General features: G+C 30.8%; 13 protein-coding genes. 3 read left to right on the forward strand and 10 right to left on the reverse strand.

Going from position 1 to position 14,694, the window contains the following annotated elements:
• Positions 1 to 5: 5 nt before the first annotated feature.
• Positions 6 to 440 carry a hypothetical protein gene (locus ACESR5_RS06385; RefSeq protein WP_373154729.1) on the reverse strand — a complete coding sequence of 145 codons (435 nt, stop codon included), beginning with the start codon at positions 438 to 440 and terminating at the stop codon, positions 6 to 8.
• Positions 441 to 607: 167 nt separating this feature from the next.
• On the opposite strand from ACESR5_RS06385, the gene ACESR5_RS06390 reads away from it, so the two are divergent.
• Together ACESR5_RS06390 and ACESR5_RS06395 are read left to right on the forward strand one after the other, a co-directional pair.
• Complete coding sequence (locus tag ACESR5_RS06390) at positions 608 to 1,321, forward strand: LytR/AlgR family response regulator transcription factor (protein WP_373154731.1); 714 nt, start codon at positions 608 to 610, stop codon at positions 1,319 to 1,321.
• A 618-nt stretch (positions 1,322 to 1,939) separates the two neighbouring features.
• Positions 1,940 to 2,605, forward strand: coding sequence for a sensor histidine kinase (locus ACESR5_RS06395; protein ID WP_373154733.1), 666 nt, complete (start codon positions 1,940 to 1,942; stop codon positions 2,603 to 2,605).
• A 22-nt stretch (positions 2,606 to 2,627) separates the two neighbouring features.
• On the opposite strand, the gene ACESR5_RS06400 is transcribed toward ACESR5_RS06395, so the two are convergent.
• Positions 2,628 to 3,341, reverse strand: coding sequence for a LytR/AlgR family response regulator transcription factor (locus ACESR5_RS06400; protein WP_373154734.1), 714 nt, complete (start codon positions 3,339 to 3,341; stop codon positions 2,628 to 2,630).
• A gap of 1 nt (position 3,342) precedes the next feature.
• Positions 3,343 to 4,092, reverse strand: coding sequence for a LytTR family DNA-binding domain-containing protein (locus ACESR5_RS06405; protein ID WP_087297652.1), 750 nt, complete (start codon positions 4,090 to 4,092; stop codon positions 3,343 to 3,345).
• A 212-nt stretch (positions 4,093 to 4,304) separates the two neighbouring features.
• Here ACESR5_RS06405 and ACESR5_RS06410 point away from each other — a divergent pair, with 212 nt between their 5' ends.
• Positions 4,305 to 4,544, forward strand: a complete 240-nt coding sequence (locus tag ACESR5_RS06410; protein WP_087243958.1) for a helix-turn-helix domain-containing protein — start codon at positions 4,305 to 4,307, stop codon at positions 4,542 to 4,544.
• Between the two features lie 338 nt (positions 4,545 to 4,882).
• On the opposite strand, the gene ACESR5_RS06415 is transcribed toward ACESR5_RS06410, so the two are convergent.
• From ACESR5_RS06415 to mraZ, 7 genes are all read right to left on the reverse strand, one after another.
• The gene (locus ACESR5_RS06415) at positions 4,883 to 5,353 is read right to left on the reverse strand and encodes a LytTR family DNA-binding domain-containing protein (RefSeq protein WP_087243957.1); all 471 of its coding nucleotides are present in this window, start codon (positions 5,351 to 5,353) and stop codon (positions 4,883 to 4,885) included.
• Between the two features lie 193 nt (positions 5,354 to 5,546).
• Positions 5,547 to 8,756, reverse strand: coding sequence for an SNF2-related protein (locus ACESR5_RS06420; protein WP_373154735.1), 3,210 nt, complete (start codon positions 8,754 to 8,756; stop codon positions 5,547 to 5,549).
• 78 nt (positions 8,757 to 8,834) lie between these two features.
• Entirely contained in the window at positions 8,835 to 10,754 is a 1,920-nt protein-coding gene (locus tag ACESR5_RS06425) for a penicillin-binding transpeptidase domain-containing protein (RefSeq protein WP_373154736.1), read from the reverse strand.
• A 67-nt stretch (positions 10,755 to 10,821) separates the two neighbouring features.
• On the reverse strand, positions 10,822 to 12,975 hold the full coding sequence (locus ACESR5_RS06430) for a penicillin-binding protein (protein ID WP_373154738.1): 2,154 nt from the start codon (positions 12,973 to 12,975) through the stop codon (positions 10,822 to 10,824).
• Entirely contained in the window at positions 12,975 to 13,274 is a 300-nt protein-coding gene (locus tag ACESR5_RS06435; protein ID WP_087243953.1) for a hypothetical protein, read from the reverse strand. The genes ACESR5_RS06430 and ACESR5_RS06435 overlap by 1 nt, the downstream gene beginning before the upstream one ends.
• The gene (rsmH, locus tag ACESR5_RS06440; RefSeq protein WP_087936389.1) at positions 13,264 to 14,208 is read right to left on the reverse strand and encodes a 16S rRNA (cytosine(1402)-N(4))-methyltransferase RsmH; all 945 of its coding nucleotides are present in this window, start codon (positions 14,206 to 14,208) and stop codon (positions 13,264 to 13,266) included. Before rsmH ends, ACESR5_RS06435 begins: the two co-directional genes overlap by 11 nt.
• 9 nt (positions 14,209 to 14,217) lie before the next feature.
• On the reverse strand, positions 14,218 to 14,646 hold the full coding sequence (gene mraZ / locus ACESR5_RS06445; RefSeq protein WP_087936390.1) for a division/cell wall cluster transcriptional repressor MraZ: 429 nt from the start codon (positions 14,644 to 14,646) through the stop codon (positions 14,218 to 14,220).
• Between the last annotated feature and the right edge of the window lie 48 nt (positions 14,647 to 14,694).

Consider the following 14,694-nt stretch of genomic DNA (forward strand, 5'->3'; position numbering starts at 1 on the left):
TTCGTTTACAATAATAGGTCATCCGCACTAAATTTTAATGTCACATCACAAGTATTACTTGGTTCTAACCCATGCGATCTTACTCCAGTGAAATACACCGTTCCCTTTTTACAACCATGTTCGCTCACAAGTACTGCACGATTCAATGGAATCCCTTCTGCACTGGTCATAACTGTCTTCGAAGAAGTAATTAATTCGGCGAAATTTCCTAATGCTGCCTCTCCTTTTGTTTTCTTAAATGTCCCAATTTGACTTGTCATGGTTTTTTTGCTTCCATAAGTTGTATCATAGTGAGCAGCTCCCCAAGCTGGAATATTTTTGTGTGTCACTGTTTGATATCTTGTTCCTTGTTCATATACATAAGCTAATGCTGAGGTCATTGTTCCTCCTAAAACAAGAAAACTTAAACCTAATGCCATAACCTTTTTTTGGATTGACATAACCCTCACCTCCTTTCGACAATAGTCTACCAAAATACTCAAAAAAGTTATTCTATATATAAAATTTGTGCATATTTTAACTATAAAAATGCACACTTTGGGTATTTTTCTGATATAAAAATCTTTGTCATATAATGTAGATAGTTGTCAAAAAGGAGGTAGAAATTATGCGTATCGCAATATGTGACGACGAATTATTTTATGTACAAAATATTATGGAAAGGATTAAAAATTATGAGTTTCATGACACTAAGCCCACCATCATAGATGGATATACAAATGGTAATGAATTAATTGATGCATTTAGAATCGAACCCTATGATCTTGTTTTTCTAGACATCGAGCTTGATGACTCTCAAAATGGTATTGAATTGGCTAAAACAATTAAAGATATCAAAGCAAATTGCATTTTCATTTTCATTACAGCTTATCACTATTATTTACCTGAATCTATGTGGATTGGAGCAGACCTCTTCATTGATAAGCCCATTGATAAGAAATTATTCCAAAGAGAACTTCATCATGCAACACAGGTTTATAAGAGTTTAAATCGTACAGTATTATTTTCGACAACTGAAGGAAAGGTTTATATTAAAACTGATCAAATTCTCTATCTAGAAACAAGTTATGGTAAATACAAGTTAAAAACAACCAAACATCATTATTTTGGTAATCTTAAAACCATAACGAAATCTAAACAACAATTATTAGAATATCATTTCTTTCAACTCAACCGAAGTATCATCATTAATTTTAAACATGTCAAATCATTTTGTTTTGACTATATCACAATGACTAATGATGACATTCTTCCATTAACCAAACGAATTCGTAAAGAATTCAAAGAAAAATATTTTAATTTTATAGATAAGGAGATGTAATTTATGACAATTGTAATTAATCTATTATGTAAAGCATTTATTGTCCTTTTAGATATTTTATTATTAAACTTTTATATTAAAATATCATTTTCAAACATATATAGTAAACAAATAAAAAAGTTATTATTAATTTATATATTTACATTCGTACTATTATTACTTTCTACAAATTTCTTATTAAATACTTGCATATATTTTATTACATTTTTAATAATAACGATTATATCTAAATATCATAAAAGTTCTTTAATAATTTTGCTAAAAAACTTCAGTATATTTTTAATTATTAAAATTACTGCATATTGTTTGTCTAATTTATTTTGTTCTTGGATATTTAACAAAACAATTACTTTTTATTTTTCGAATCTTTTAACTCTATATTTAGTTTTAGTACGCTGTATCACCAATTATGTATCCTATATAATCTTTATTTTAATTTTTAAAAATCATTTTAATCTCAATTTAAAAAGATTTAAAATATTCAGTATATTAATATTTATTCATTTTTGTCTAACATTTATTATTGATAACCCTGCCCTATTTCGTATAATGAGTATAAGCCGTACTTATATCTTCACTGTCGTGATCAGTATTATTGCATTGATATGTTTTGATAGAATGCAAACGAAATATGAAAAAGATAAGCATTTACAAGAATCTATTATACAGAACTTGGAGAAAGAAAAAGAATTTAACCAACAAAGAGAGCAACAACAAAAAGAGATTAGAAAGATTAATCATAATCTCAATAACATCTTAATTATTTTACAATCACATTTGGAAAAAGAAGAATATGAAGAAGCAAAGGATTATATTGAACAGAATTTAAAAACACATGTTGAAGCATATCAGGCATTAACACATACTGGTATTGCAGCGATTGATGGTGCATTGAATGCTCATATTCAAAGTATTAAAGAAAAGGATATTCAATATGATGAAGATATTTCTAAAATATTGCATTTAGGAAGTATTGTTCCTGGTGATTTAGCTTTAATTATCAGTTTAGCATTAGATAATGCCAAAGAAGCATGTGAGAACATAGAAGATGAAAAACATATTTCATTAAAGCTTCAAAGTAAACAGACACATGTGATTCTTTATATTGAAAATTCTATTCCAGAAGGAAGTCATCCAACTTTTCATAAAACAAGTAAAAAAGATAAAATTGCTCATGGATTTGGTGTGAGCAGTATTAAAGAAATGGCAGAACGCTATCATGGTGAAGCCAAATATGAAGTGGAGCATGATCAAGTTATTTTAAGAGTTGTCTTACAAAAATAAAAAATAAGACTCAAAAATGGTCTTATTTTTTATCAGCTAGAAATTGATAGAATCTTCTTTTAAACTCTTTATAGCGTTTCTTTGAAACCATCAGCATGCTTTCATCCGACATATATAATAATATGTTATCAACTTTGACAATATGTTCCATATTCACAATAAAACTTCTTTGAATTTTAACAAACGTATAATCTAACAATGCTTTTCTAATACTATTGACAGCTTTTAAAGAACCATAATATACACCACGTGTTGTATGAATCTTATAATTTTTATAAGCTGTTTCTAAATATATAATTTCTGATAGATTAAAAATAATACGTCCTTGTGAAGTTGGAAATACAAAAGCTTTTTGCATATATTGATAATGTTTGATAGCTCTTTTCAATTCATATGTAAAGAGCGGATCTTTTAATGGTTTTGTCAGATATTGAAAAGCATTAACAACATAAGACTGATGTATATAACTCATATGACTTGTCATAAAAATAATCATTGTTGAAGCTTTTTTCTCATGAATCATATGAGCTAAATGAACACCATTGATATCATTTAATTCAATATCTAAATAAATCAAATCATATGGATGTTCCTCAAAACTATCTAAAAATTCCTTTCCTTGAGTAAATGTATCAACCTCAATATCTATATCATGAAATGACTGTTTAAAATTTTCCATTTTTGAATAAACATCTTGAATGTAAAATGTTTCATCATCTATCACCGCAATTCTCAATTTATTTCTCCCCATTCCTTAATTTTTCTTTTTCTTCTTTTTCCTTTAAAAATTTTTCAAATAAAAGATGATTTTGTATCAATGTTTTACGACTTGTCGGAAAGACTTCCCTTGATTTTAAAATAACATTACGATCTGTTAAAAAATCAATACATTTCATATTCACTAAAACACTTTGATTCACTTGCATAAACCATCGTGACTTTAATACTGGACGTAACTTATAACGATTTTTAACATGTGTCATGAAATGCTGATCATCCACCGTTACAATTTCTAAATCATTATAATAAGTTTCAAAATACTTGATTTCATCAACATCAAAAATACGTTTACGTCCTAATTCTCTAATGGGTATGACAAATTTGACATTTTGATGCAAATACCAATCCATTAAATAATCAAAAACACTTTGAAATTGCTTTGTATTAATGGGTTTTAGTAAATATTCCCTTGCCTTTACCGCAAATGCTTCATGAATGTGATAATATTGATCACTAATAAAGACAACCTGACAGGCACGATTCAGTTCTCTTAATCGATAAGCTGCTTCAATACCACGATCATTTTCGACTTTCATTTCAATGAATGCAAATTCATAACAACGAAATTTTGTACTATACAGCATCTCTTGAATTGTAGAAAAAGTATAAACATTTAATTCCATTTCTGGTTCATGAAAACATTCAATAAGCTTTTTCTTAATCAAGTTTAAATAATCCAGCTGATCATCACATACAGCAATGTTCATTGTTCCCTCTCCCCTTCTTTAATTATCTTGATAATTTTATTGTAGTCAATTTGCAATGAGAAATCAGTCCACTTTTCTCCCATTTTTGGTCATTTTTATGCCCATTTGTAGAAATTTGTCGAAAATTGTCGAATGACAAAAGAGTTGAAATTATGATGAATTTACCTAAAGCAAATCTTCATAGTGTATAATAGCTTTAAGGTGGTGAAAACATGAGTATTGGTCAAAGATTAAAAGCATTAAGAAAAGAAGCAGGATTATCACAAAAACAAGTGGCGGAAGCATTAAAAATGTCTAAACCAATTGTTTCTCAATATGAATCTGATCAAAGAACACCTTCTGTTCCTAAACTTATTCGTTTCTCACGTTTTTATAAAGCGTCATTAGATTATATTTGTGAAAATGTGGAAAAGAAAAATGAATTTTATGGAATTAAAGATTTAGATAAATAATAACAGGAAATCTTACAGTTTGATAAAACTGTAATTTTTTTTACATTCTTTTTTTGACGAATCTGTAAATTTATTATTCTTTTCATGGTTTTTATGCTTTTCAATTCGTTTTTTATTTGTTTATTCGTTATAATAAATTTGTCTTTAAAGAACACCTGTATATTGATGTATGAAAATGAACTTATAAAATAAAAAAGAAAGGGATTTTTCTCATCAGCAACCGCATCAATATATAGAAGATATAAATAAGATTGTGACTTAGCCTAAATGAACCTGGCTTCTTACATCCTTATTTATATGTGATGCATCATGAACGAAAGATTTTTCTTTCGTTCTTTTTATATTTCAATTTCGCCATGTTTAAGATCATGTTCTAAACGATCAAACTCCGGCTTATAATGCCGACTGGAAATTAAAATATCATCGTTATCAAGAATAATTCTACGCCGACTCCCTCTTTGAATTTTATAAGTTTTCACATGTCTGATATTCACAAGTGTCCGCACATTAATCTGATAAAAGCCATAATCCTGTACCCGCTGTTTTAAGCGTTCCATTTTCACACAATAGATGCGATAGACATCTTTTTCAGTATAGGCATAAAACTTTTGGTCTACCATTTCAAAATAGTATATAGCTAAAAGGGGGACATAATATTTATTATGGTATTCATCATAGAGTTCAACTTCACCTAAATTTTCAGTAAATTGTTTTAATAAAAGCTGCGCTAATTTTTTGTTTTTGGGATGATAAACAAGTTTTAATTCATGATGATTCATTTGTTCATTTTCATCATAGATGATCTTCATGTTTTCATCCCTCCCCATATAGATATATAAAATGCATTTTTATATCAAAACACAAGAGAAGTTTATAGAACACCTATGTCTGTAATAAATAAAATGCACATTTGCCTAAATATTGTATATTTTTCTACAAAATTCGACATATTTCTACATGTTTTTTACCCAAAAACAGGCATTTTTTGCACAAAAAAAGATCTCATGACGAGATCTCAAATAACGATTTCATATCATCTAAACTCATGGTACTAATCGTTCCTTCATTTCCTTCAACAAAAGTATCTGCTAAGTTTTTCTTTTGTTTTTGTAATTCCATTATCTTTTCTTCAATTGTATTTTTCATAATCAATGAGAATACCTGAACATTATCTAACTGACCAATACGATGTGCACGATCTGTTGCCTGATTTTTTGCTGACATATTCCACCATGGGTCATAATGAATGACAGCTTGAGCACTTGTTAAATTCAAACCTGACCCCCCTGCTTTTAAAGAAATAAGGAATAGTGTTGTTTGATCATTTTGGAAAGCATCAACCATTTGTTTACGTTTTTCTTTTGAAGTCGAACCATCTAAAAGATAATAAGATATATGTTCTTTTTGACATTGTTCTTCAATCAAATGTAATAATGAAGTAAATGAAGAGAATAATAATATTTTCTTATGATTATCTTTTAAAGAATGAATCAGTTCCATACATCCTTTTAACTTTGAAGAAGGCTCTTGTATATCCTGATATAATAAACGTGAATCTTGGCACAATTGTCTTAAACGTGTCAACATTGCTAGAATATCAATACGTCCTAACTGTTGAACTTGAAGTTTTTCCTGTAAAGATTTATTAACCTGGACAAGATTAGCCAGATAAAGTTTCTCTTCTTCTTCATTAAAACGCATATAGATCGTCTGTTCAATTTTTTCTGGTAATTCTGTTAAAACATCTTTTTTATTTCTTCTTAAAACAAATGGTGTAATCATCTGTTTGAGACGTTCCTGTTTTTGTTCATCATGTTCTTTTACAATAGGGCGTTCAAACTGTTCTAAAAAGTAATGATAATGATAGAGATAATAAGGCATTAAAAAGTCAAAGATTGACCATAATTCAGCTAATGAATTCTCAATCGGTGTTCCGGTTAAGGCAAAGCGCTGTTTAGCCTTTAAACGCTTTACACAAATGGCATTTCGTGTTTTAGGATTCTTGATATTTTGAGCTTCATCAATCACAACTGTATGGAACTGATATGTTTCATACAATTCAATATCTCTTCTCAAATAATCATAAGATGTGATCACAACATCATAATCTTCTTTATGTTCCAAAAGCTTTTCTCTGGCTTCTTTATGACCATAAACACATAAAACCTTTAGATCTTGAGAGAATTTTTGAAATTCATCCTGCCAGTTAAAAATCAGACTTGCAGGGGCAATAACCATGTGTGTTCCTTGTCCTTTTAAACTATCAAAATAAGTAATCATCTGTAATGTTTTTCCAAGCCCCATATCATCAGCCAGAATACCACCAAAACCATAATGTTCCATCAGTCTTAACCACTGATAACCAAGCTTCTGATAATCTCTTAAAATACTTTGATAATGTTGAGGAATATCAAAATCATATTCTCTTTGTTTAAAGTCTTCCGTCCATTTCTTTAATTCAGCACTTCTTTGATAATGTAAAGAAGATTCCTGATTCATCATCTGATCAATTTCAAACAGACGATAAGTTGGAATTTGAATCTCCCCACCCGCAATATCTTTCATATTCAGTGATAAAGAATGTGTCAGATGATCTAAATCCTGAAGTTCCTGATTTTCTAACGAAAGAATCTGACCATTTTTTAACTTATAGAATTTTCTTTTTTTCTTATAAGCTTTTAATAGATCTATGAGTTCTTCTTTTTGGACATGAATACTATGAATATCAATAGACAATAAACCTTGATGCAGATGAACACCCACCTGTATATCTACTGGTGTAACCTGAGAAAAACTATTTAAGGCATCACTGACAAAAATCTGACAATAATGCGAAAGATATGGCAAGCTTTCTTTTAAAAACTGATAAGTAAAATCATGATCATATTGAAGATAAATCATATGATCATCAATATCTTCAATATAAGGACGCAAATAATCTTCTATTAAATCTGCTTTCTTTGATTTATGCGTATTATCTTCATCAAAACCATAACAGATATGATCATCATAAATATATTCTAATTGAACACAAATCTGATCATCACGCGTCATATCAGCATAAAGATTAATCATATCTTCTTGATGATAGGTATCAAAAAGATGTGTCTTTAAATCAATATCATCACTTAAATCATATAAAACATATTTATAAAAATCCATTAAAGCATTTTGAGGAATATAGAAACCGCCTTTGGTTTCCATCCACTTTTTGATAAATGTGATAGCTTGAATAGGCGCATGGAACATATAGCGATATAAAGTATCATTACGAAAACTGTATAAATATTGTGAGGATATCATCACATCTTCAAATTCATTATAATCAGCTAAATCTAAAACATAGCTGTCTTCTTTCAAGGAAATATCTAAAGGAATCGTATAATTCTTCTTATCAAAAGCAATATCACAATAAGAAGAAGGCAAAGCACTCATGATATTATAAAATTCATCTATATCATCCTGTATCATTAATACTTTGATAACACCCTGTTGAATAAACTGATTTTTTAAAAAGCTTTTTTTCATAAAATCAATGATTTCTCTAGAGTCTTCATCAAAAGCTTCCCTACTATGAATGAATTCAAAATTCTTGCTGTATTGTAAATGTTCATGATGTTCAATGGCTTTTAAAAAGGAATCAATATTTTTAATCATATAGCTTTGAGTCGATGTTAAAACTTTAAAAGCAACCCATAATTGATTCTTTTTTTGTTGGACAAAGACTTTAAGCTGATATTGTTGTGAAATAAATGGAACAAAAGATTCTCTTAATAACTGATCTTTATATAAATGAATCAAATCTAATGATTCCTGCTGTTTTTTATGCAGAATGCGTTCTTGTCGTTGTTTTTCTATTTTTAAGAGTTGCTGTTGCTTATTCCAATGATCATCTTTTTCATAAAAATAAGGGAAAGATGTCACTTCTAATTTCTTTAAAAAGAACAAAATTCCTGCAATATGACGACATTGTCCTTTTAAAGGACAGCTACAATGAGATTGAATAATCTCCCCATCCTGTGAGATTTTCATAGATACAATCAATTTATCATTTGACATTGAAATTCTTGCATTGATTCTATAACAGTGATTATTTTCATCATAGGAGATCGTCATTCTTTCTAAATATTCTTTCATATCCATAAAACGACCATAACGATATTCCTTTTCATTTTGCACAATACGTCTGATTTCTTTTTCCTGTATAAGCATCATGATTCCTCCAATCAATTTTTTATTATATCATATTATGACCAGAGTGTAAGCTATAATCACATGCATTTTCACTGATTAACGGATCTCTTGTTGATTACCTAACATAATTTTCACTTTCTGACCTTCTTCTATCTGTTCTCCAACACGAGGCAATTGATCAATGACATAGTCACCTTCACCTAAAAATTCAAAACCATATTGATCATTTTTCACTTCTGATTTTTTCTTACCAATATAATTTTGTACATCAAAAGTTCTCGTATCCGTCCAGACATAAGCTTTTTCTCGTTGTTGTGTCACTTTTTGAACTCCCAGTGCTGGTAAAACATCCATGAAAATTTTTCTGGCAATAGGAGCTGCTGTTGTTCCACCATACTGAACACATTTTTTAGGATTATCCATGGCTAAATAAAGCACAATCTGTGGATCATCAATGGGCGCAACACCTAAAAAAGAAAGAATATAGCCATTACCTGCATATGTTCCATTGATAGCACGTTGAGCAGTTCCTGTTTTTCCCCCAATACGATACCCATCTATATAAGCATTCTTTCCACCTCCATCCGTCACAACACCTTCCAAAGCATCTCTGACTTTAGCTGACGTATCTTCACGAATGACCTGTTTTAACATTTTGGGTTGTTTTTCACTGACAACTTCATGTGTTTTGGAATTATAGATTTTATTGACAATATAAGGCTGATAGAGTTTTCCACCATTCACACAGGCACAAACAGCTCTAACAAGCTGGATTGGCGTCACAGAAATGCCTTGTCCAAAAGCCACAGTTGCCTGTTCAACTTCATTAAACTTATCATAATCAAACATAATTCCACTAGATTCCCCCATCATATCAACACCTGTTTTTTGTTTTAATCCAAAATCTTGAATATACTGATAAAGACGTTCTTTACCAAGTCTACGCCCAATTTCAACAAATCCAGGATTGGAAGAATTTTGTAAAACTTCTCTAAATGTCTGTAAACCATGCCCTCCTTTTTTCCATGATTTAATACGAACACCGCCTACAATTTCATAACCTTTATCATAATAAGTATCTTTGTCCATATCAAAAAGATTCTCATTTAAAGCACTACTAAAAGTAATAATTTTGAATGTTGATCCTGGCTCATAGGATTTCCAAATTGGTAAATTACGATTATAAATTTCACTATCAGCATTTTGATAATCATTCGGATCAAAATCAGGCTTACTGCAGATTGCTAGAATTTTACCATTACGAGGATCCATTGCTAAACACAAAATAGAATCTGGATCATAAGTCGCATAAGCATTGTTTAATTCTCTTTCTACGACATCCTGAACACGTGTATCAATCGTCAATTCAATATCCATACCAGAAGTTGGATAAACATATTCAGCTGGATAGATATTTAAATTTTGTCCTTTGGCATTCATATAATAATGAATGCTTCCATTCATTCCAGAAAGATAATCATCATATTGTAACTCCAAACCAACCAATCCTTGATTATCAATACCAACAAATCCTAAAGTTTGAGCTAAATAATTTTGAAATGGGTAATATCGCAAAGTATCTTGAACAAGATAGACCCCTGGTAATTTTAAACGATCAATGCTATACGCTTTATTTTCATCTAGTTGTCGTCCTTCTGGTTGAATTCTTTCTACTGAAACTTTCTTTTGTATTTTATCCAATAATGTCTTTTCATCACATTCTAGAATTTGAGCGAGTTGATAGGCAGTATGGATAGGATCTTTGATTTGACTTGGAACAACAATCAACGAAGATGTTGTGAGATTATCAACCAAAGTCACATGCTGACTGTCATATATTTTTCCACGTGATGCTTCCAATGGAAAACTACGTTGCCATGATTCTGTTGCTTTTAAACTCAATTCCTGATAAGCAATAAACTGACTATAGCCAAGACGAATCACAATACAAACAATAATAATGGTCATGACCATATTGACCCATTTGATCTTTTGTATCATTTTAGAAAAAACCATGTCACATCACCAACATATTGTATGTTTATGATATTGAAAATATGAAAATAGGGACTGAATTCAGCCCCTATTTTGCCGTCACTGTAATTTTTTGATTAGCTTTTAGCTTTGTACCTTTCGATACACTTTGTTCATAAATCGAACCTACACCTTTGAATTCTATTTCTACATTAGCCATGGCACCAAAAGCTTCCGCCTCTTTACGCGACCATCCTGTCATGGACGGCATGGTAATATTGGTTCCATTGGTTTGTAAGAATACCCTTGATTTGGAAGACACTTCAGTCTGTGCTTTTGGATATTGATCAACAATGACATTTCCATCTCCTACAACAAGTGAAGATAATTGATGATTAGATAAAACGTCTTTTGCATAATCAACACTTTGATTTGTATAATTATCTAAAACAAATGTAGATGTTTCTACAACTTGTGATGGTTGTTCATTTAATTTATTTAAAGCCGCACGAATACCAGCCTGAACAACTTTGGCAGATTCTACAGTACTTGCAGAACTTCCCTGATACCACATCACTATAATGACCTGTGGATCATCATATGGAGCCATACCGACAAAACTGTTTGTATAGAAACCACTACGATAACCACCTGATTTGGATGCTACCTGTCCTGTTCCAGTTTTCCCAATCAAATTCACATCATCCATACGATAATTATATCCTGTACTTCCTTCTATATTAATAACACCTTTTAATAAATCTCTGACCTGTTTGACAGTATCAGTAGAATATATTTGTTTAGAGTACTGTGTTTTTGCCTGATATAGAGCTTCTTTTGTATCACTGTTGACAACTTTTTCCACAATGTAAGGTTCTACCATTTTTCCATCATTTGCAAACGCACTATAAGCACGTATTAACTGCAAACCTGTAAATGTTGACCCTTGACCAAAACCAGTTGTCAAATACTCTAATGTTCTTTCTCCTTCACGTTTATATCCAGCAAAACCTGAGGCAGATTCTAAACCATCTATATTACTTTCTTTAAAGAAACCTAAATCTTCATAATCCTGAAGCAAAGATTCTTTATCTGTTTTTTCACTTAACATGTGACAGATTCCCGTATTACTTGAATAATAAAATCCTTGTTTATAACTGATTGTTCCCCAACCTTTACCATTATTATGGTCCCTGATTGTCGCAACTGTTTTTCCATTGACTTTATAGTAATACTTTCCTGATTGATAAGTATCATTCACATCCAATTTATGATCATTAATCGCATTTCCATAAACAAATGATTTAAAGACTGAACCAGGTTCAACAGGTTCATTAAAAAATAAATCAACATAATTATCAATATCACGTTCATTTGGATCAAATGATGGATAGTTAGAAATAGCCAATAACTTTCCAGTTTTTGCATCCATAATACCACAGGTTGCTTTTTCTGGCTTTAATTCTTTTACCATTTTCTCCATCTGCATATCTAATTCCGTCTGCACATCACTATCAATCGTTAAATAAACATCATTTCCCGCAACAGGTGCAGTCTCACTCAAAATTCCATTTGGCAAGACATTATTATTATTGTCAGCCAAATAAGTTCTTTCTCCATCTTCTCCAGACAATTCTTCATCAAATGCCTTCTCAATCCCCATTTGTCCAACTATATTCTGAACTGTCTTTCCTTTAATTTCTTCTGTAACTGCTTGTGCATATCCAACTTCATAGGATGCAAAATCACCATAACGATAATTTCGTGTTGTGATTTCTTCAAATTCCAAACCAGGTAAATTAAGGGCATCAATCTGATCTTTTACAAGAGATGACAGATTGTTTCCATAACTTCCAAACTCTACCTGATAAGTATCTTTACTCAATCGGTTTAAAATATCTTCTTCATCCATTCCAATAATAGGTGATAATTCTTTGGCGGTTTTTTCTTTATCAACAACATAATCTGGCTGTTTATCAAGCGTTAAATGTGTCTTAGATAAAATCGCATAAAGCTTATATGTTTTCATGTCACTGGCAATAACTTCATTATCACTTGAATAGATTGTCCCACGTTTAGCAGGCAAAATCTCTGTTTTACTTTCACCTCGATCTTTAGCATAACCTTCAATATCATTTCCACTGATCAAATGTTTCCCAGTAGCTCCCAAGTAAATGACATTAAGTACCATACAAACAATGACTGCAATAATAATACAATATATAATTTTAGCGCTTTGATTATTATTTTTCTTCAAAGCCATTATTCTTCAGGAACTCCTACAACAGCAGCTGTGGCAGTATTTTGTTTATATGTATATCCCTTCGCTTCAGCAACAGACTCAATACGAGAAAAAGAAGCTAACTCTAATTTTTTCATATCTAATCCATCAATATCTGATTCAATTGTCTTAATATCCTTTTCCAACTGATTACATGCTACATTAATTGTTGATTCATAAGAATTTAATGCAACAATCCCTACAACAAAAACAATAAAACTCATAACTAATAAACGTTTTGAAAATCTTAAAAATCTTGTTTCTTTTCTCTTATTCTTCATCCTCATATATCCTTTCTATAATTCTTAATTTTGCTGAATGAGAGCGATGATTCTCTAATAATTCTTCATCACTCGCCACAATTGGTTTTTTTGTGATTTTTTGAAACCTTGGTTTCAAATATTCAGGAACAATTGGCATTCCCCTAGGAAGTTCTGGTTGTTTTGTCACTTCCTGAAAAGTATATTTACATATCTTATCTTCCAAAGAATGAAATGTAATGACTGCAACACGGCCATGAACATTCAATATTTTTAAAGCATCATTTAAAGCGATATCAAAAACATTCAATTCATCATTAACCGCAATACGTAAAGCCTGAAATGTACGCTTCGCTGGATGTCCACCTTTTCTTCTGGCCGGAGCTGGAATCGCTTCTTTAATAATATCCACCAGTTCAAATGTTGTTTCAATAGGCTTGATTTCACGATGACGTTCAATCGCTCTGGCAATTTGTTTGGCAAATTTTTCTTCAGAAAATTTATACAGAATTGTGACAATATCCTGATAACTATAAGAATTGACGATATCGTATGCAGTTAATTTTTGATTCTGATCCATACGCATATCCAGTTTGGCATCGTAATTGTAACTAAAGCCACGTTCACCATCATCAAACTGAGGTGAAGAAACACCTAAATCAAACACAATTCCATCCACATGTTCTACGCCATGTTTTGCAAGCTCAGCTTTCAAATTTTTAAAATTAGAATAAATAATTGTAAAATGATCAGAGATTTGAGATAGACGCTGTCTGGCTGCTTCTATCGCATGTTGATCTTGATCAAAACAATAGAGATGACCCGTTGTTAAACGTTTTAAAATTTCCTGACTATGTCCACCACCACCCAGTGTACAATCTACATAAATGCCATCTTCTTTTATATTTAAACCATCAATTGTTTCCTTTAATAAAACACTGACATGATGAAACATAACATCCTCCTAATCTAAATCATCTATATTTTCTGAAATCTCATCGAAATGATCCATATTGTCATCATAGAAATGATCCCATGTTTCACTATTCCATAATTCAATATGATCACCTGCACCGACTATGACACATTCTTTTTCCAGATTTCCTTCTTTTCTTAAAACAAGTGGAATATTGATACGACCCAATTTATCAAATTCACAATCTGTCGCTCTTGAAGTCACCAAACGTATAAAAGTTCTCACTTCGGCTTTTCTTTTAGGAAGTGTCATGAGTGATTGATAATAGTTTTCCCAGCCTTCAACTGTATAAATAGCCAGGCAGCCTTCATTCCCACGAGTCACATAGACTTTTTCACCACATTCAAGACGCATTTTGGCAGGAATGCTTAATCGTCCTTTTGTATCAATATTATGTCTATATTCCCCAATGAACACTTCAAAATCACCCACTTTTATACATTTCTATACATATTTTAACACTTC

Origin of the sequence: Clostridium sp. AUH-JLR23 (assembly GCF_964238065.1) — a bacterium.
Taxonomy (GTDB): domain Bacteria; phylum Bacillota_I; class Bacilli_A; order Erysipelotrichales; family Coprobacillaceae; genus Allocoprobacillus; species Allocoprobacillus merdigallinarum.